Here is a 20,226-nt window from a genome sequence, read left to right as displayed (position 1 = left end):
ATTTAAGCGTCGAGCATCATATAGATAAAAGCATGAAAAGTAAACGTTTCAATTTCACAATTCGCCATAAAAAATCCCCAGACTATGCTGGGGATCTGATTATCTTGCTGATTTTATACTATTTCTTCACTCATAAAGTGATATAAGACATGATATTAATCAGCTAATGCTTTGGTGATTTTCTCATATAAATCGCCAGACAAATTCTCAAGCGCTTTCAGTTTTAATAACTCAGCACGCATTTTATCTTGGCGAGTTGCATCATAACGTTTTAAACGAATAAACGGCTCAATAAGGCGTGAAGCAACTTGTGGGTTGCGACTATTTAAGTCAGTCAGAATTTCTGTCAATAATAAATAACCAGAGCCATCTTCAGCATGGAATGCCACAGGGTTATTATTCACAAATGCACCAATTAACGCCCGAGTACGATTAGGGTTTGCAAGTGTAAATGAGCGATGAGATAACAGACTACGTACTTTCTGTAACACACCTTTTTCTGGGCTCATGGCTTGTAAACTAAACCATTTGTCCATCACTAAACCATCTTGATGCCATTTGTCATCGAACTCTTGTAGCAATGCATCTTTACAAGGTAACTGTGCCATCACTGCTGCATTCAATGCGGCAAGTGCATCCGTCATATTGTCACTGTTGTGATATTGCGCGTCGACAAGTTGATTACCTGTTTGCTCATTTTCAACTGCTAAATAAGCTAGACACACATTACGTAAATCACGTTTTGCAATATCATCATGATTAACACGATAAGCACCGATATGCATTGAATGATAAACAGCAGAGAACTCATCTGCCATTTCAGTTGCTAATGTTTTACGAATAAAACCAAGCGCTTTATGGATAGCAACTGGATCAATAATACTAAATGATTCACCCGCTTCGACATCTGTTGGTAATGTCAGAATAAGTGCAGCTAATGCAGGATCGATATCTTTATCAAGTAATACTGCACGGAAAGCATCAACCACCATTTCAGGCAGAATGCAGATTTCACCCTTTTGAACTCGAGCCACGTTTTCTTTTATATAGCGACCCAATAATGCTTGAGCAGCATCCCAACGTGAAAATGCATTACGTGCATATTTCATTAAGAAAGAGAGTTGCTCATCCGTAAATGGATAATCAAGTTTTACAGGCGCAGAGAACTCACGTAATAAAGATGGGATTGGTTGTTCTGGCACATCGTCAAAGACAAACTGCTGCTCTTCACGTACCACATTCAATACATTAGAAACAGTTTGACCTTGTGAACGCAGTGGGATCACATCGCCTTTGGTATCATATAATTCAATATCTAATGGAATATGTAATGGCTGCTTTTCAGTTTGATCGGCTGTCGGTGGCGTCATTTGACTAACAGTTAAAGTGTATTGCTTTTTATTAGCATTATAACTATCACGAACTGTCAGTTGTGGTGTACCTGATTGGCTATACCAACGACGGAATAAAGTAAGATCAACATTAGAAGCATCTTCCATTGCTTGAATAAAATCGTCGCAAGTTGCAGCACTGCCATCGTGACGATGAATATACATCTGCATGCCAGCTTGGAATTGCTCTTCGCCTAATAAAGTGTGGATCATTCGGATCACTTCTGAACCTTTTTCATATACTGTTAAAGTATAGAAGTTGTTCATTTCGATCACACTATCAGGACGAATTGGGTGCGCCATTGGGCTTGCATCTTCTGCAAACTGAGCGGTACGCATCACGCGTACATTATTGATACGATTAACAGAACGAGAGCCTAAGTCAGAGCTAAATTCTTGATCACGGAAAACGGTTAAACCTTCTTTCAGGCTTAACTGGAACCAATCACGGCAAGTAATACGGTTACCTGTCCAGTTATGGAAATATTCATGACCAATAACAGACTCAATACCTAAGTAATCTTTGTCAGTTGCCGTTTCACTTTTCGCTAGCACATATTTAGAGTTAAAGACATTCAGCCCTTTATTCTCCATTGCCCCCATATTAAAGAAATCAACAGCAACTATCATATAGATGTCGAGATCATATTCTAAATTAAAGCGAGCTTGATCCCATGCCATCGCATTTTTCAATGATGTCATTGCCCAATCTGCACGATCTAAATTACCTTTATCAACAAAAAGCTCTAAAGCAACTTCACGACCGCTTTTGGTGATAAAAGTATCTCGTAACACATCAAAATCACCCGCTACCACAGCAAATAAATAACTTGGTTTTGGATGTGGATCTTCCCATGTTACCCAATGACGACCATCATCCAGTTCACCTTGTGCAATACGGTTACCATTGGACAACAAATAAGGATACTGTTTTTTGTCTGCCGTGATTGTTGTGGTGTAACGAGCTAATACATCAGGTCTATCTAAATAGTAAGTAATATGGCGGAAGCCTTCAGCTTCACACTGTGTACATAATGCATCACCAGAAACATACAACCCTTCCAATGCGGTATTAGCTGATGGGTTAATCTCATTAACAATTTTTAATGTAAATTGTTCGGGCAGTTGTTCAATGATGAGTTTGCCGTTTTCTTCTTTATAGTGTGTCCAAGCAACATCATTCACTGCGATTGATTTTAATGTTAAATCTTCACCATCTAACACTAATGCTGTCGCATCTGAGTTTAGGCGTTTACATTGGCTTATCGCTGTAACCTGGGTGTTTTCTTTGTCTAAGATAAAATCAAGATGTAAATCGGTGATTGTGTAGTCAGGGGCACGATAATCTTTGCGAAATTTCGCGATTCTTTGTTGTGTCATAGAAAAAACCTTTTAGTTAACACGACTATTTAACGGTTATATTGCCAAAGCTTACTCGTCAAAAATCTGTTTAGCCAGTCGAATATTCAATTGAAACCATTAAAAGTCAACAGAATGTTAATAGTTTATTAATACATGTAATCAATTTATTTGGTAAATGATGCTAATATACTCCCAAATTATGTTTAACGTGGTAAACTCATCTAAGTTTTACAGCTTGTTTTTATGTCGCAGAGAAATATTGTTGAATAGTGACGCTTTGTCGTCATATTCGGGTATACTCTCCAACCTTAACGATTTAGCAGACATAAAAACGCTCCGTGAGGATGCTTGACGCGCTATGATTTTAGACGCTACACCGATTATTACATCACTGTTGGATACCGATGCATATAAGCTCCACATGCAACAAGCGGTTTACCACCATTATAGTGATATTCCTGTCGTTGCTGAGTTCCGCTGTCGGAGTGATGAACGTCTAGGTGAATATGCAACAACCTTACGCCATCAAGTTAATATGATGGCAGACTTGTCATTAACGAATGAAGAATTTGACTATCTTCAGAGCCTCCCCTTTTTCAAAAATGACTATCTGCAATGGTTTAAGCATTTTCGCTTTAAACCAGAACAAGTCCAAATTTCAACAATACCTGAAAACCAACTGTCGATAAGAATAACGGGGCCTTGGCGCGAAGTTATTCTATGGGAAGTTCCTTTGTTGGCTTTAGTGAGTGAAATTGTACATCGTGCTCGTTCTCCTCAAATCACGCCTGATGATGCAGTTAATCAACTACGTAAATTAATTGACATCTTCTACCGTGATGCGGCTGAACAACAGATTGACTTAGCTGATTTTAAATTAATGGATTTTGGTACTCGCCGCCGTTTCTCTTATGATGTGCAGTGTGCCATTGTGGATGAGCTGAAAAATCATTTCCCTTATCTTATTGGTACAAGTAACTATCATTTAGCTGAGCGTATGCATTTGGCTCCTGTGGGAACACAAGCTCACGAGTGGTTTCAAGCTCATCAGCAGATTAGCCCTGAACTGGCAAATAGCCAACGAGCAGCCTTGCAATCTTGGTTAGATGAATATCCAGATCAATTAGGTATTGCATTAACAGATTGCATTACAATGGATGCGTTTTTGCGTGATTTTGATAAAACCTTTGCAGAAAGCTACCAAGGTTTACGTCATGACTCAGGCGATCCGATTGAATGGGGTGAAAAAGCGATCGCGCATTATGAAAAATTGGGCATTGATCCCATGAGTAAAGTATTAGTCTTTTCTGATAGCCTCGATTTTCAAAAAGCACTCGTACTTTATAAGCATTTCCATAAGCGTATTCGTCTAATCTTTGGTATTGGTACTCGACTCACTTGTAACATACCTGAAATAACGCCTCTTAATATTGTGATTAAGCTGGTGGAGTGTAATGGTAAGCCAGTGGCTAAATTATCAGATAGCCCAGGTAAAACAATTTGTGACGATAATGACTTTGTTGACAAGCTACGCAAAGCCTTTGACGTTCCTCTTGTTAAACAGGCCTGTTAATTAGCTAAAAATCTTCATTAATAAAAGAAAGGGTAATAATTGCCCTTTCTTTTGTCATAACACCTGCCTTTATCAATATTTCACCTATTTTTATCAATTTATTTTATACAAAAGCTTTTCTCTTCTTTATTGACTCTTTAAACTAAAATTTCCTACTTGTTTCCTGCGCTATTGCAAGTAACATAGAAAAACTGTCCGACAGGGGCAGAGTGAATTAACCAAACAATTATTTTAATTAAACGAAGAGAGATTTATTTATGATCGTTGCGCCTGTAGTCGACGTACTGCAAGGCCGTATCGCGGTTGGCGAAGACGTCACCGTTCGCGGTTGGGTACGTACAAGAAGAGATTCAAAAGCTGGTATCTCATTCCTTACCGTCTATGACGGTTCCTGCTTTAATCCAGTACAGGCCATCATTAATAATAATTTACCGAATTATCAAGATGAAGTGCTGCACTTAACCACAGGCTGTTCTGTGGAAGTCACCGGTAAAATTGTTGAATCTCCGGGCCAGGGACAGAACTTTGAAATTCAAGCCACTCATGTTGTTGTGGTAGGAATGGTCGATGATCCGGAAACTTATCCGATGGCCGCCAAACGTCATAGTATTGAGTACCTACGTGAAGTTGCTCACCTTCGTCCTCGTACTAACTTAATTGGTGCGGTTGCTCGTGTTCGTCACACATTAGCACAAGCACTACATCGTTTCTTCGATGAACAAGGCTTCTTCTGGGTTTCTACGCCACTGATTACGGCGGCAGATACAGAAGGTGCAGGTGAAATGTTCCGCGTCTCTACATTAGATATGAACAACCTGCCACGCACAGATAAAGGCGAAGTCGATTTCAGTGAAGACTTTTTTGGCCGTGAAGCGTTTTTAACTGTTTCTGGTCAGCTAAATGGTGAAACTTACGCCTCTGCATTAAGCAAAGTGTACACCTTCGGCCCAACATTCCGTGCTGAAAACTCAAATACCAGTCGTCACCTCGCTGAATTCTGGATGGTAGAGCCTGAAGTAGCATTTGCTGATCTTAACGATATTGCAGCCCTTGCTGAAAAAATGCTGAAATACACCTTTGCAGCTGTATTAGCAGAGCGTAAAGATGATATGGAGTTCTTTGCACAACGTGTCGATAAAGACGCTATCACACGCTTAGAGAACTTTATTACCTCTGATTTTGCTCAAATTGACTATACCGATGCGGTCACTGTGCTTGAAAACTGTGGTGAGAAATTTGAAAACCCAGTTTACTGGGGTGTTGATCTCTCTTCTGAGCATGAGCGCTATCTTGCAGAGAAACACTTTAAAGCGCCTGTTGTTGTGAAAAACTATCCTAAAGATATCAAAGCATTCTATATGCGCATGAATGAAGATGGTAAAACAGTTGCAGCAATGGACGTGTTAGCGCCAGGAATTGGTGAAATCATCGGTGGTTCTCAACGTGAAGAGCGTTTAGATATGTTTGATAAACGTTTAGACGAAATGGGAATGAGCAAAGAAGACTACTGGTGGTATCGCGACCTGCGTCGTTATGGCACAGTACCTCACTCAGGATTTGGTTTAGGCTTTGAACGTTTAGTTGCTTATGTGACGGGTGTCGCAAACGTTCGTGAAGTTATTCCATTCCCACGTACACCAAGAAATGCTGATTTCTAATTTAGTGATTAATTAGTATTCAGCTAAAAATTTGCACTGCTGTTTTATTGCACAAGTTTAACTTAAGTGAAGAAGCCAACCACAAGGTTGGCTTTTTTTATGCATGGCTGTTATTTGATTCAAAAGTTCCCCTAAATACATACTTTGAAATACATAGTTACAATTTGTTACACTTTTTTCGTTTTTGTAGCAAATTGGGGGTAGATAAAATTTTTTACCAATGGAACACTGTCTCCCGACACAGACGACACTTAACTCTCATAAATAGTTCCATAAAAATTAAGAAACTATTTCTGGCAGTGGCAAAGGTGTCTGAATAACACCAATGAGGGTAATAATAATGATGAAGCGCAATCTTCTTGCAGTGGTAATCCCAGCTTTAATGTTTGCTGGTGCAGCAAACGCAGCTGAAATGTATAACAAAGACGGCAACAAAGTAGACATCTACGGTAAAGTTGACGTTCGTCATTACTTCGCTGATAAAGATTCAGGTGAAGACGGTGATGCATCTCGTGCACGTATCGGCTTCAAAGGCGAAACTCAAATCAATAAAGATTTAGTTGGTTTTGGTCGTTTCGAATATGAAATCCGCACAAGCAATACTGAAGGTGATACTGATTCACGTGCTCGTTTTGCTTACGCTGGTTTTAAATTTGCAGATTACGGTTCACTGGACTACGGTCGTAACTACGGTGTAATTTACGACACCAACGCATGGACAGACGTTCTGCCTTTATGGGGCGGCGACTCCATGGCACAAACTGACGTTTACATGACTAGCCGTACTACCGGTGTTTTAACTTATCGTAACACTGATATGTTTGGTTATGTTGATGGCCTGAACTTTGCTCTGCAATATCAAGGTAAAAACAACGAAAATACTATCAACAAACGTGATGGTAAAAAAGCTAATGGTGACGGCTTTGGTTTCTCTACAGCTTATAATTTAGGCTGGGGCGTAACTCTGGGTGGTGGTTATTCAAGCTCTGCTCGTACTTCTTGGCAACAAGATAACAGCACTGCTAAAGGTTCTCGTGCAGAAGCATGGAACGTTGGTGCTAAATTTGCAGCTAACAATGTTTACTTAGCAGCTATGTACGGTGAAACCCGTAACATGACTAGCTTCAATAAAGGCATTGCTAACAAAACTCAAAACATCGAGTTAACTGCACAGTATGACTTTGCTGACTTAGGTCTGAAACCATCTTTAGGTTATGTTCAATCTAAAGGTAAAAATCTGAACCAAACAACAGACACTGGTATTGCTTATGTTGGTGATGAAGATTTAGTTAAATATATCTCTGTAGGTTCTTTCTACAAATTTAACAAAAACATGACTGCAGTTGTTGACTATAAAATCAACCTGCTGAAATCTGATAACAAACTGGGCATCAACGACGACAACGTAGTTGGTTTAGGTCTGACTTATCAGTTCTAATTACCGCTTATAGGTAATTAAACAGTCAAGTTAATTGATTTGAAAAGCAACACTTCGGTGTTGCTTTTTTATTTATACAATTTAACCATCACAACACGCCATTTATTCGCTTAAAAATATCCCCCCTTTTCTTTATTTTTCAAATTATCAAAAAGTTTATCATACTAAACAATTAGGTGTTTTTAGTGATAATTTTTATATGTTAATGTAATCACAGGATATTCACTTATTTACATCTTGATTTGCTATTTATTCTCACTTAGTTCACAACTTCTTGTTAATTTCACTACAAACAGTTGGCAAAAAGGCCTCATAGCGTTACTCTTGATACTCATATTTCGGCTTCGTTTTGAGCTTAGGGAACAATTACACTATGTTTGAGAAAATCATTGCTGCACCAGCCGATCCTATTCTGGGTTTAGCTGATAGTTTCCGTTCTGATCCTCGTGAAAACAAAATTAATTTAGGAATTGGTGTTTACAAGGATGAGACAGGCAAAACTCCTGTTTTAACCACTGTTAAGAAAGCAGAAAAATACCTGTTAGAAAACGAAACCACTAAAAACTACCTTCCTATTAGCGGTATCCCTGAATTTGGCAATGTGACCCAAGCACTTCTGTTTGGTGAACAACATCCTATTATCTCTGAAAAGCGCGCACGCACAGCTCAAGCACCGGGTGGTACTGGCGCTTTACGTATCGCCGCTGATTTCATTGCTCAGCAAACAACAGCAAAACGTGTCTGGATCAGTAATCCAACTTGGCCTAACCATAATAATATTTTCCAAACTGCAGGTCTTGAGATCTGTAATTATGATTATTATGATGCAGAAAATCGCGGGTTAGATTTTGAAGGCATGCTGGCAAGCCTTGCAAATGCACAGGCTGGCGACGTAGTGTTATTCCACGGATGCTGTCATAACCCAAGCGGTATTGATCCAACAGAAGAACAATGGCGCCAACTCGCAGCATTATCAGCAGAAAAAGGCTGGCTACCTGTCTTTGACTTTGCATACCAAGGTTTTGCGCGTGGTCTTGAAGAGGATGCCCAAGGCTTACGCCTCTTTACAGAAAAAAATCCTGAGCTTATTGTCGCAAGTTCGTACTCTAAAAATTTCGGCCTTTATAATGAGCGTGTAGGCGCATGTACTATTGTCACAAAAGACAGTGAGACTGCGGAAAAAGCCTTTAGCCAAGCAAAAGCCATTATTCGTGCAAACTACTCTAACCCACCAGCACACGGCGCTTCAGTGGTAACGACGATTCTTTCTAACCCAGAGTTAAAAGAAGAGTGGATTGAAGAACTTACAACCATGCGTGAACGTATTCAGCGTATGCGTCAATTGTTAGTAACAACGCTACAAGAAAAAGGCGCCAAGCAAGACTTTAGCTTTATTATTGACCAAAATGGGATGTTCTCATTTAGTGGTTTAAATAAAGAGCAAGTTGAGCGTTTACGTGCTGAATATGGTATTTATATCGTGGGTTCAGGCCGTATTAACGTTGCAGGTTTAACCCTTGAGAATATGGTTCCACTGTGCGAAGCCATTGTTGCTGTACTCTAATTGCCTTCTAAAGTGTAATTAAGATAAATGCCATGTTATTAAATAACATGGCATTTTTATTGATATAAAAGAAAGATAAACCACACTTTTTTTATTCATAAAAAAAGCCCTTTATAATAAAGAGCTTTTCGTTAATTAATGGATATTATCAGTATTACCAGATTGGCATTTCATCTTGTAAAAAAGGATTATATTGGCGTTCATGCCCTAAATTAGACATAGGACCATGTCCCGGAATAAACAGATAATCATCGCCTAAAGGTAATACTTTATTTTTGATTGAAGCAATAAGATCGGCATGGTTTCCACGAGGGAAATCAGTACGACCAATGCTTTCTTTGAATAACACATCTCCCATAGAGATAAGTTTATTCTGATGATTAACAAAAATAACATGTCCTGGAGTATGACCAGGGCAATGTAAGACAGATAACGAAATTGTTTTACCTATCGTGACGGTATCACCTTCATTTAACCAACTATCTGGTGTAAATGATTTTCCGCAAGGGAAATTAAACATACGGCACTGTTGTTCTAATTCTTCTAATAAGAAATTATCATCTTTATGAGGACCGTAAACAGGGACATTGAAGTACTCAACAATTTGTGAGGTGCCTGCAATATGATCAAAGTGTCCGTGTGTTAATAATACTTTGGTCAATGTTAATTGGCGTTCTTCTATTTCTGCAATTAACGTTTCAACATCACCACCGGGATCAACAATTGCTGCTTCCTTCGTTTCATCACACCAAATAAGGGTGCAATTTTGCATATAGTTTGTCACAGGTACAATGTGATACATCATGAATCACTCCACTCTTTATTATCTAATTCTCAATAGATTACCATGAGCGGACAGGCCCTGTATCAATATGCACAAAATTACTTTTTGGATAATAGCCTACACCACCTGCTTTCATTCTTAATGCAACTTGACGCACTTTAGAAAGATCAGTGCCGACTAAACGAAAATCCATTGCTTGACCACGCGTGTGATAGCTCTTCTTTGCCACTCCGCTACTACTATGACGTAGATTATTATTTGTCACTAAAGAACGATAACCTGAAATAAGCTCAACGGGTTTATTGTTATTAAGCATTACTTGCAATAAGTAGATTTGGTCAAACAGTGCAGGATCTATCGTTTTTATTTTGTTTTGACGGTAATCTCTAAAGAGATGATTTAGTTTAGCAAGCTCATGTTTATTATAACGTTTTCCATCAAAAAACTCGGCTTTAATAGTTTCACCTGTATTTAAATTATTAAAGCGAAGGATTTTTGGACGAGGTGTCGCTAGTGAAGCAAATGCATGAGAAGGTAATAACCCTAACCCCACTGCGGCCATACCAAGCCCCAGCCATTTACGGCGATGTGAATCAATAATATCCATAGTATATGCACTCAAAAAATTATTTCAGGAAGAAGAACCTTTATTATGACAATATTTTTCTCGAATTGTTTCTTACAGTTTGTATAGTATTGTAAATAACACTTCATTTCAATTTAATGCCATTAGTAATTTTATAAGTTTAGTTATTTATACTAAATTCCATTTTTATCATTCTATTTTTAATGGAAATTTTAAAAATATTTTATAATTTATTATATTTTTAATTACCCTATTAATAATCATAAGAGAATAATCTCATCTTATTGATTTATATAGAAATAAAGGATAGCCAAATTAGCTACCCTTTATTCAATTTATATTTATTTATATCACAAGTATTTCTTAATATTCTCTAAATAAGGTTGTGCATTAGTCGTGGCTTTGTCATAACCATAAATATCTGCACGATATTGAGGTGCATTTTCCTGAGCCACCCATGCTGTTTGATAATATAAATAAACCGGAATACGTTCAGGAATTGGCGCATATTGTGTTGAACCACGTTTTAGTGCCGCATCAATTCTATCTTGTTTCCATCCCGCATCGCCCAATAAAATTGAAGCAAGTTCAGAGGCTTTATTAACACGAATACAGCCTGAACTGATTGCCCTCATATTTTTTGAAAACAGTGAATGATTTGGTGTGTCGTGCAGATATATCGCATCTGAATTTGGCATATTAAATTTATAACGGCCTAATGAGTTTGTTGGTCCCGGAGCCTGCCAAATTCGGTAAGGGAAGTTATTAGCACTCATATTTTGCCAATCAATATCGTAAGGGTTAATAGGATAAGCATCATTTCCCCACCCTGAATAAATGGTATATCCCTTACGACTAAAGTAACTAGGATCTGCTTTACCTCTAGGCACAATATCTTTACGAGTCATGCTTGTTGGCACATTCCAAGGTGGGTTAACCACAACATTATTTAGTGCACTACTCATAATCGGTGTTTTTCTATCTGGGCGACCGACAATGACTTTTGAGTCGAGAATAAGCTCGTTATTGGCATAAAAATAGAGCGAGAAATCAGGAATATTAACCCAAATTCCAGTATCACCAATGGCTGGCGTCAGGCGAAGACGTTGAATATTTAATGCCATAATGCTAGCGCGCTGTGCTGGTGTTATATTTAACCACACTCGCGTTTGTCGCCCAATAACACCATCCGGCTCTAATCCATGAGCAGTTTGAAATAATTTAACAGCCGCAACTAAAGGCGCATCATAAACGGTTGTCACAATTTCCTGCTCATTCGCTGCCAACTCAGGAATTAATTTTAAATTACGTAAAATCTGTCTCAGCGGTACAACTTCTTGTGATGATTGATTTGGCTTTAATGATGTTGTTCCTTTCATTTCTGGCCAAACAACTGAACTATGTAACTGCTTTCGCACTTCCTCTTTCATTAAGGCGTAATAAGGATGAGACGGTGCATAAGAAATAACAAAGCTACCTAAGGTGTTATTTTGAATATTTTGCTGTAATTCCACGACTGACTTATCAGTTGGTGATGGTAATGTTTGCATCACATCACGATACAGTAAAGATATACCTGATTTATTTACTTGCTCAACAAAACTGATATAGCCTAAAAAAGCATCTGATAAAATAAGGTCGCGTGCTTCTTTTGTTAATTCAGGCGACTCTAGTTGTATTAACCATTGCCCAAATTGAGGTTGGGTTCCCGACATCGCCACTTCAGCAATTTGTTGCTGTAATTGCTGTACTGTTTTTTCATCTTGCCAGATTAATGCTAAATCACTTGCTTGGTAAACTTTCACTAACTGGTTTAAATATAACGGTTTATATCCCGTTGAGCTCCATGATTGTAGTTTTGTTCTTACTGCTAACTCAGTCAATTGTGGAACCTTCATAACTACAATTGCAGGTGCTGGCATAACTTCACTAGTGACAGGAACTAATGTTGCGTTTTCTGTTTCGGGTGTAGATAAAGTCACCGACTCTGTTTCTGTGGCTATTGCATAATGACCAGAAAGGAGTGTACCTATAACAACTGAATATGCGATTGCTCTTTTAATTGGTTGATGCGCCATAAATCCTCTACCCTCATTCCTTATTATTATTTTGGTATCCTAGAATATTAGATGAGCTAGGCAAAGAGTTTTATAGGAATAAACTAATATTTTTAAAGTTTTGTAAGCCCCTGATAGAAATTTGGTTTTATTTAATCAAAAAAAGACTATCTAGCTGCTTTTATATTCAAATATATAATTTAAATTAAAGATACAATAAAAGAACAAAAAATAGACATATTGAAAATAAGCATTCAGGAAATAATAAAGAATTGTGAATAGATAAATAAGATTATTTAAATGGAAGGTATTTTAAAATAGAAAAAGGCGCAGTTTCCTACGCCTTACAAATAAAGGTAAACAAAGGGTAAAGATTAATACTCTGAATTGATAACAACTTCTTCACCAAACTGGCCTGCTTTTGGCAGTGGCTGGTAAGAAGAGTTAGCCGCACGCAGAATACGAATACCACGGATATTCAGTTCATCTGCTGCTGCGATATCAGCATCAGCATCACCGTAGTAAATTTTCAGTTTATGATCACGCATCCAGCTTACTTTGTTATTTGCGCCAGGTTGGTCACCAGCAAAAATAACCGGCTGCATTTTATCAGCAGGAATGTTTAAGCCTTCTTGTACATATTTGGTCACAGTCTCAGTTTTAGTTTGAGTACGACCAGTAATGAAATAAACAGTATCCCCACGTTTTAGGTGCATCTGAACAAGATCGATACCGACTTGTTTAGGCATACTGAATTTATCCCACTCATTATTCATTTTGTTCCAGAATTCTGGGTTTTTCAGGTAGCTGAAATCGTTTGGAGAGTATTCTAGTTTACCACGGTAGAAACCAGGGCTTGAGAACAGAACGGTGTCATCAATATCAAAACCAACCGCCATCGGCGCTTGACCTGCAAGGCTTTTTTCAATATCAGCAACAGAAACCCAATGAATTGGTTGTTGTTGTGCAAGTTGTGCAACAGTAACACCTGGGCTAACAACTTCTGGTAGATGTACTTTTGCCATTGCTGCGCCGTTTAAGCTTAACGCTAAAGCAATTGCACTAAAAGCTAACGTGACTTTACGCATTCTTTTTCCTTTAAATTTTTATATTAATCACATACGGGAACAATAATAAACATCATGATTACATTTAAATGAGATATGGCGCACGTTATACCACTTAAAATTTCATTTTTTTGTTAATTTGCTTTCATTTTTTGATCTATGTAACACTTTGAAAAAAGAAGGCGCTATAAGCATAAGCCCGCAGCGCCTTTATTCTTGCCCTTTTGAGGCTAATAATGGGATAAAATTATTCTGTTATTTCAGCAACATTTGATGATCCGATTTTATCTTTTTCAGCCTGTTGACCAAAACCTTTTAAGCCAACAACATGTACATGTTCAGTGCCGTTGAACACTTTACGCACTAATTTATAGGTTGTTCCTTTTTCTGGGCTGATATTTTCTGGTGCCGCAATAATTAACTGCATATCAAGACGGTCGCAAAGCTCAAATAACGTTGCAATAGATTTCGCATCTAAACGCGCAGCTTCATCGAGGAAGAGTAAACGACAAGGAGAGATATCTTTTCCTCTTAAACGTCGCGATTCTTCTTCCCAGCTTTGTACCACCATAACCAGAATTGACATCCCCGTACCAATCGCTTCACCTGTTGATAAAGCACCACTTTCTGCTTTTAACCAACCTTCTGGTCCACGATTAACTTCAACATCCATTTCAAGGTAATTACGGTAATCTAACAGCTCTTCACCCACGGTTTGTGGCATACGTTGACCAATGTCCACTTGAGGGTTTAAACGCTGATAAAGCTTCGCCATTGCTTCAGAGAAAGTAAGGTTTTGGTTTTTAAATAGATCTTGATACTGGTTATCTTCTTCAGATAACACATCCAATAACACTTGATGACTTTCACGAATATTGACGTTGAGTCGGACACCTCGCACCTGACCAAATGAAACTGCTTGTAAACCTTGGTTTAACATACGGATACGATTTTGCTCACGCTGAATAGTTTTACGAATAATATTCGCGACACTCCGTGAACTAATCGCTAATTTTTGCTCACGACTAGTTAACTCTTCAGTTAAGCGAGCAAGTTCGATTTCCATCTGTTCAATTGCATCAACCGGATCATCAGTTTTAATGATGTCTTGACGAATACGTTCCCTTAAATGCTGGTATACCGCAATAAAGAACTGAACTTTACGATCTGGATATTTCGCATCTTCTGAGCGACGTAACGCATCACGTAAATATTCATTATCAGCAACCGCTTGGCGTAAAGCACCTAACGCTTTATCCGACATTGAACGTAGCTCATCAGCAGAAAGATAAGCAAAATCTCGTCGATGTAAGCGACGCTCCATACCATTTTCTTTCACTAATCGCATAACCGCGCACCAACCCGCTTTTGCACTCACAACATGCTCACGAATTTGAACGTAATCACGCTCAAGTTTACGAATTTTCTTGGTGAGATTATCTCGCTCTGCTTCACTCAATGCGATATCACGCTCAAGTTGACTAATACGAGTACGGTTTGCACTTACCGCAGAATAGCGCTGGTCACGTAGCTCTTTTGCTCTTGTTTCAGCACCAACATCAATCTGGATACCCGTATCACTCATCTCTTGCTCAAGCTCTCTGAGCAATTCAGATTTAGTGTCAAAAGAGCTTTTTAATGAGGCAAGTACTTGATTAAATTGAGCACATTGAGCTTGTTGCTGACGATAAAGTTCTCTTGCCGTAGCACGTTCTGTTTCTGCCATCTCTAAACGGTGACGTAGCTTCTCGTTAAGATCACTATTTTCACTGACAATCTCAACGGCATCACTATAACTAAAGTGTGGGCGACGCTGTACCACTTCCACCAGTAAGAAAGCTTGTTGCTGATAACGTTGTTGCTCTGCTTTTGCTTGCTCGTAATCTTGCGCTAATTGTTCATGCGCTTGTGGATCACTTTGCAAGATTGAAGCGATAGGCTCTAATGCTGCTAATGCTTTTTCGTGACGCTGTAAGTAACGCATTGACTCTTCAGCGGCATACAGCTCTTCGCGTAACTCTTCAACACGATCAATCAGAGTTTCATCCATCAAGATATTAACTTGAGGAATAAGTTTATTAAGAAGATTCAGCGATTCTTTAGTACGTGCATAATGTTGACGCTGTTGTTGAGTACTCTCTTCGTATTGCGCTAACGCTCTTTCTAGCTCGTTACGTCGTTGATTAAGCTGGCGAATATTCTCTTCAGGATCAGCCTCAAATGCCACAGAAATATGTTGTCCCACAAACTGACTAAAGGCATGGTGGGCACGTTGGATCTTCTGTACATCAAAAGCTTGTGTTGCGTAAAGCTCAGAAAGTTCGTCACGCTGACGCGATAAAATTTCTAATTGATTTTCACGCGCAGCACGACCAAAAAGCGGAATTTCAGGGTAGCGAGAATAACGCCATTGTCTATCAGTACTTTTGATAAGAACCGCTTTATCCATCTCTTGAGCATTAAATACACTATCATCGAAAGATTGTGGGTCACCTTCGATAAAATAGAGATCTTCAGGGCAATCTTCTAATGTTTCTAATTGTTCCTGAATCAACGAGAGATCTTGCACAACAATTGCGTGACGTGCAGGGCCATATAATGCAGAGAAATAAGGCGCATCGTCTAACGTAATATCATCATAAATTTCTGATAATAAAACACCATTAAAACGTTCCGCTAATGTAATTAAACGTCCGTCTTCTGCACCACTTGGCTGACTTAAACGTTCAATTTGTGCTTCAATCTGCTGTTTACGAGTTGCAGTTTCATCACGTAATACGGTTGCTTCACGCTCTTTCTCAAGTAACTGTTGCATATATTCTGTTACTTGATGACCCGTTTCAAAAGATTGACGAGTCTGTTCACATAATTGTGTTAACGCATCTTGTGCAGCAAGCCATGCGGGTGCTTGTTTTTTCAGCTTTTCAATTTGTTGTTTAAGTTGATCCAGCTCTTGGCGCATTTGCATGCGGTGTTCGCCAGACTCATTAACATAATCGCTAAGCTCTTCAATTTTGGCTTCTAACTCATCTTGAAGAATTAACAAATCATCAGGCTCCATCGACTTGCCATGATGTTTGTTAAACTCTTCAAGCTGGCGCTCTGCACTATTTCGTTGATGCAGGCGTTGCTCTAATTCTGCCAACTGCATGCGAATAGGATGAACCCTATCCGCTTGATGTCGATGAGAAGACCATTCACGTAATGCTGTTTTTGCCGCATCCCATGCATTTTGACGTTCAACCTCACCTACAATTGAACTTACCAGTTTATAGGCTTGATCAAATTGCGTTTTAGCCGCTTCAGAAACATTGAGTTTCTGTTCCATAGAGAGTAATGAATGCGTAATGTTTTGAATTTTGGCTTGAATACGTTCAGCCCATTGTTCAGCATTTTTCTCGTCTAAATCCGCAATATCACACTGTGCTTTAGCGCGCTCTAACGCTTGTACAGCTTGACGATATTGAATAGCACGCGTCTGTTGTACGTCTAATGCTTGTTGATAATCTGCCAACTGATTTTTCAGTTCATCAACTTCTTCTTCAGCAGACTCCACGCGCGCTTCAAGCTCTTCTTTCTTAGAAGCTGCTTCTTCAACAACTTCACTTTGTTCTTCTAAGCGAAAAGTGATTTCTTCGACATCGGCAACATAGCGGTCAATTTTTTCTTGTTGGCGAACCGCATTTTGCACTAAGTTTAGTCGGTCGCTTGCCGCTTGATAATCGGCTTCAAGATCAGAAGATAACGCTTGTTGCTCTTCTAGCTCTTTTCCCATTTCAACAAAACGATACGCTTCGTTATTAATGGATTTACGCTGACTCCATAACTCACGACGTACTTCTAAAGCTTCATCAAGATGAACACGTCGTTCGTTAGCATGGCGCATATAGTCAGCTGCAACATAAGATGTCGCTTCTGTAATTAAATGCTTAAATAAGTCACGATCAGATTGAGTGACTCGAATAGCTTCAAGCGTCATTCGGTTTTCACGTAATGCGCCTTCCATATCTTGGAAAGCTTTTCTTACACCACTATTCTCAGGTAGTAAATAATCACGTAAAGAGCGTGTAATCGCACTTGAAATACCGCCATACAATGAGGCTTCAATTAAACGATAGAATTTGGCACGATCACTTGCTGAGCGTAAACGTTTAGGAATAACCCCTAAATCAAACATCACCGCGTGGAAATCAGTGATAGAGTTAAATTGTCTAAAAACAACCCCATCAATGGCTTCAACTTTTTCTTTTAATTCATTAAGCGGTAAAACACGGGCTTGGCGATCTGCAACAGCTTGCGTTAAAATTTCTGTTGGATTTTCTGCCATTGGCAGCCCTTGGATCATAAAGGGTTTGATATCAACTTTCTTATCACGTCCTGCAATTTGCTGTAAGCGAACACCGACCACAGCACGTAAGTGACGCGAGTTGATCACATCTAATACGGCATAACACACACCAGGGCGCAATTTCCCGTATAACCCTTTATCACGAGATCCACTTGTCGATCCTGCTTCTGTGGTATTACGGAAATGAAGCAAAGTAAGATCAGGGATCATAGCTGTGATAAATGCAGCCATAGTGGTTGATTTACCCGCACCATTACCACCTGATAACGTAGTCACCAACTCATCTAAATCAAAAGTACGAGCAAAGAACCCATTCCAGTTGATAAGTGTTAATGAGCGAAATTTTCCCCGTTCAATCATTTATTTTCTCCCTCCGCATCATCTTCACTGGATTGTAATTGCTCATCTTCATTTTCTTCATCGTCGTTAAGTGTTTCTGAGCTATCTTCAAGCGCCATTGCTTCACCATCACGGATCATGCGCATTTGAGCCTCAAGCGGATTATCACCACTACGCACATCTGCACCAAAACGGAAAACAGATTCTGTGATCGAGAAACGCTGCATATCATTTAATAAGAATGAAATCATGCCTAAACGACGTAAACGATTTAACGAGGTTCTTATTTTTTCTTGTAATTTTTGCAAATCAAGATCAGAACCTGTTGAGCGTTGATTCACTAAACGTAAAAGTTTGGTTTCATCTGCTAATGTTCTTAATTCATCGAACAGCTCTTGAACGGTGAATATTCCCTGATTGGCTAACCGCTCAGGGCTAAGGTAAAGATAACAAAGAATTTTCCCCACCAGCATATCCATTTCAGAGAGAACAGAGCGTGGAATAAGTGTGGTTGAACGCGGTCGCAAATAGAAGAATCCTTCTGGCGCTCGGATTAATTCGACGTTATAACGCGCATAAAAGTCTGATAACTCATCTTGAAAATCCATCAAAAAAGCATGATTATCCAGAGAGTCTATACCGATATGTCGACCTGCACGTAACTGGCTATCCAGTTCAGGAAAAAGTGAGTTCGCTAATGCCTGCGCCAGTTTTGCTGGCATAAATTGTTCAGTATGTATCGATGACATGCGCTTGTACCTTAGCTCCATATTCGTTAATTTCTGACCATTTTGCAGGTAATCCTGCGAGCTCAGCTTTCGCTACACCTAATCGTACTGCTTGATCAATGACAATACGTGCAACATCGAAATGTTTCTGTTGCGGATAACGATTAAGATATTCAACTAACACTGAACTGAGATCTAATGCTCTTTGTTCTAATTTGTAAGAAGCAAGCTCTTGCTCTACCCATTGCGCTATCTGTTCGTTCACTTCACTGAACATTTGATATTCAAGCTCTTCGGGTAACTCACCCGTGACTTCTTCATCACGTAGAACCAGTTCTTCATCACGCATATCAAACAACCGATCAGCATTAGCGTAAGTTAATGCCCACGGGTTGTCGAAATAGGTTTGTACGGATTGACGTAAACGGCGAGAGAAAATACGATTTTTATCCATATCAATCGCTGTACGAATAAATTTATGGACATGTCTGTCGTATCCAATCCATAAATCAATAGATTGCTGACCCCAACTAATAATGCGGTCTAACTTACTTTGAAGTTCAAATACTAATGTATCTATTTGCTCAACATGGCCCGTATTCATGTTTGCTTCCTGAATACGTAAGAGATTGGCTTGAAGTTTGTCGCCAGCTGCTTCAAGCGTATCTTGTAGCTCTCTTAATGTACCAGATGTTTCAGATAACAGCTGTTCACAGCTTGAAATAGCCGCTTGCCAATCTTGGTTTAATAACGCAGCAATATCTTCTTTTACTGTATTTTGCTGCTCATCCATAATTCGCTGAGATAAATCAATGCTATCGAAAATTTCCGCCACTGAATACTTTAGAGGCGCGAAAACATTACGATGCCAATGATATTCATCACCGCCGTCTTCAGCAGAGCTTGCCGCTGAATCAAGCTCACCCGCCACAATAGAAAGTTGCATAGATAAGCGCAATGATGAAAATTCGCGTTGGCGAATATAGTAATCACTAATTCCAATACCCAACGGGGTTAAACGGTATATTGCATTACCTTCTACCAATTCACTGGTAAAACGGTTAAAAAGCCGCTGCTTTACCATGTCATTAATGGCATTATTCGCGCGAACTTGTATTGATTCTGCTGGTTGTTCGAAGCCTTTACACACTTCCCTAAAGGCATCAATTAACTCCCCTTCACTGATTTCGCCATCAAGGCGCTCGCTGTTTAATACAGCGACAGCCATCAAAAAAGCTAATCTTTCTGGTGGCAGTGAGATTGAGAAATCATTTTTTCTCGCCCAAGACACTAACTCAGGAACGGTCTGGGTAAAATCACTCATAGTACAT

The 20,226-nt window shown here is 39.1% G+C and carries 13 protein-coding genes; 5 read left to right on the top strand and 8 right to left on the bottom strand.

The features are described from left to right. Positions 1-155: 155 nt before the first annotated feature. A complete protein-coding gene (pepN, locus tag ACNARN_RS07695; RefSeq protein WP_416304307.1) occupies positions 156-2,771 on the bottom strand; it encodes an aminopeptidase N in 2,616 nt (871 codons plus the stop codon). A 340-nt stretch (positions 2,772-3,111) separates the two neighbouring features. Here pepN and pncB point away from each other — a divergent pair, with 340 nt between their 5' ends. The 4 genes from pncB (at position 3,112) to ACNARN_RS07675 (ending at position 8,986) form a co-directional block, all read left to right on the top strand. After that, complete coding sequence (pncB, locus tag ACNARN_RS07690; protein WP_196533061.1) at positions 3,112-4,326, top strand: nicotinate phosphoribosyltransferase; 1,215 nt, start codon at positions 3,112-3,114, stop codon at positions 4,324-4,326. A gap of 257 nt (positions 4,327-4,583) precedes the next feature. Then, entirely contained in the window at positions 4,584-5,984 is a 1,401-nt protein-coding gene (asnS, locus tag ACNARN_RS07685; protein WP_160230120.1) for an asparagine--tRNA ligase, read from the top strand. Between the two features lie 340 nt (positions 5,985-6,324). Beyond that, on the top strand, positions 6,325-7,422 hold the full coding sequence (locus tag ACNARN_RS07680; RefSeq protein WP_109373537.1) for a porin: 1,098 nt from the start codon (positions 6,325-6,327) through the stop codon (positions 7,420-7,422). A gap of 373 nt (positions 7,423-7,795) precedes the next feature. After that, complete coding sequence (locus ACNARN_RS07675; RefSeq protein WP_198620511.1) at positions 7,796-8,986, top strand: amino acid aminotransferase; 1,191 nt, start codon at positions 7,796-7,798, stop codon at positions 8,984-8,986. A 154-nt stretch (positions 8,987-9,140) separates the two neighbouring features. Here ACNARN_RS07675 and ACNARN_RS07670 read toward each other — a convergent pair whose 3' ends face one another. The 3 genes from ACNARN_RS07670 to ldtD form a co-directional block, all read right to left on the bottom strand. Then, a complete protein-coding gene (locus tag ACNARN_RS07670; RefSeq protein ID WP_416304306.1) occupies positions 9,141-9,791 on the bottom strand; it encodes an MBL fold metallo-hydrolase in 651 nt (216 codons plus the stop codon). 37 nt (positions 9,792-9,828) lie between these two features. Continuing rightward, on the bottom strand, positions 9,829-10,377 hold the full coding sequence (locus ACNARN_RS07665; RefSeq protein WP_198620510.1) for a DUF882 domain-containing protein: 549 nt from the start codon (positions 10,375-10,377) through the stop codon (positions 9,829-9,831). A 329-nt stretch (positions 10,378-10,706) separates the two neighbouring features. After that, complete coding sequence (ldtD, locus tag ACNARN_RS07660) at positions 10,707-12,161, bottom strand: L,D-transpeptidase (RefSeq protein WP_368927096.1); 1,455 nt, start codon at positions 12,159-12,161, stop codon at positions 10,707-10,709. On the opposite strand from ldtD, the gene ACNARN_RS07655 reads away from it, so the two are divergent. Continuing rightward, positions 12,131-12,256, top strand: coding sequence for a hypothetical protein (locus ACNARN_RS07655; RefSeq protein ID WP_368888112.1), 126 nt, complete (start codon positions 12,131-12,133; stop codon positions 12,254-12,256). The two genes, ldtD and ACNARN_RS07655, sit on opposite strands and share 31 nt — an antisense overlap. A 531-nt stretch (positions 12,257-12,787) precedes the next feature. Here the strand turns inward: ACNARN_RS07655 and aphA are convergent. The 4 genes from aphA to mukF form a co-directional block, all read right to left on the bottom strand. Next, positions 12,788-13,501 carry an acid phosphatase AphA gene (aphA, locus tag ACNARN_RS07650; RefSeq protein ID WP_109373533.1) on the bottom strand — a complete coding sequence of 238 codons (714 nt, stop codon included), beginning with the start codon at positions 13,499-13,501 and terminating at the stop codon, positions 12,788-12,790. 226 nt (positions 13,502-13,727) lie between these two features. Then, the gene (gene mukB, locus ACNARN_RS07645) at positions 13,728-18,188 is read right to left on the bottom strand and encodes a chromosome partition protein MukB (protein ID WP_198620508.1); all 4,461 of its coding nucleotides are present in this window, start codon (positions 18,186-18,188) and stop codon (positions 13,728-13,730) included. After that, positions 18,185-18,916 carry a chromosome partition protein MukE gene (gene mukE, locus ACNARN_RS07640; protein ID WP_109373531.1) on the bottom strand — a complete coding sequence of 244 codons (732 nt, stop codon included), beginning with the start codon at positions 18,914-18,916 and terminating at the stop codon, positions 18,185-18,187. The genes mukB and mukE overlap by 4 nt, the downstream gene beginning before the upstream one ends. Continuing rightward, positions 18,897-20,219: a chromosome partition protein MukF gene (gene mukF, locus ACNARN_RS07635; protein ID WP_198620507.1), complete on the bottom strand. Its 1,323-nt coding sequence runs from the start codon at positions 20,217-20,219 to the stop codon at positions 18,897-18,899. The genes mukE and mukF overlap by 20 nt, the downstream gene beginning before the upstream one ends. Positions 20,220-20,226 lie beyond the last annotated feature (7 nt).

The organism is Proteus sp. TSJ240517 (assembly GCF_047921575.1).
Classification (GTDB): Bacteria; Pseudomonadota; Gammaproteobacteria; order Enterobacterales; family Enterobacteriaceae; genus Proteus.
The sequence above is the reverse complement of the archived record's forward strand: the minus strand, read 5'-3'. Positions and strand labels throughout refer to the sequence as shown.

Coding starts and splice junctions, on each gene's coding strand:
- pepN (WP_416304307.1), bottom strand. CDS start 2,771: ATGACACAACAAAGAATCGCGAAATTTCGCAAAGATTATCGTGCCCCT.
- pncB (WP_196533061.1), top strand. CDS start 3,112: ATGATTTTAGACGCTACACCGATTATTACATCACTGTTGGATACCGAT.
- asnS (WP_160230120.1), top strand. CDS start 4,584: ATGATCGTTGCGCCTGTAGTCGACGTACTGCAAGGCCGTATCGCGGTT.
- ACNARN_RS07680 (WP_109373537.1), top strand. CDS start 6,325: ATGATGAAGCGCAATCTTCTTGCAGTGGTAATCCCAGCTTTAATGTTT.
- ACNARN_RS07675 (WP_198620511.1), top strand. CDS start 7,796: ATGTTTGAGAAAATCATTGCTGCACCAGCCGATCCTATTCTGGGTTTA.
- ACNARN_RS07670 (WP_416304306.1), bottom strand. CDS start 9,791: ATGATGTATCACATTGTACCTGTGACAAACTATATGCAAAATTGCACC.
- ACNARN_RS07665 (WP_198620510.1), bottom strand. CDS start 10,377: ATGGATATTATTGATTCACATCGCCGTAAATGGCTGGGGCTTGGTATG.
- ACNARN_RS07655 (WP_368888112.1), top strand. CDS start 12,131: ATGCTAAATCACTTGCTTGGTAAACTTTCACTAACTGGTTTAAATATA.
- aphA (WP_109373533.1), bottom strand. CDS start 13,501: ATGCGTAAAGTCACGTTAGCTTTTAGTGCAATTGCTTTAGCGTTAAGC.
- mukB (WP_198620508.1), bottom strand. CDS start 18,188: ATGATTGAACGGGGAAAATTTCGCTCATTAACACTTATCAACTGGAAT.
- mukE (WP_109373531.1), bottom strand. CDS start 18,916: ATGTCATCGATACATACTGAACAATTTATGCCAGCAAAACTGGCGCAG.
- mukF (WP_198620507.1), bottom strand. CDS start 20,219: ATGAGTGATTTTACCCAGACCGTTCCTGAGTTAGTGTCTTGGGCGAGA.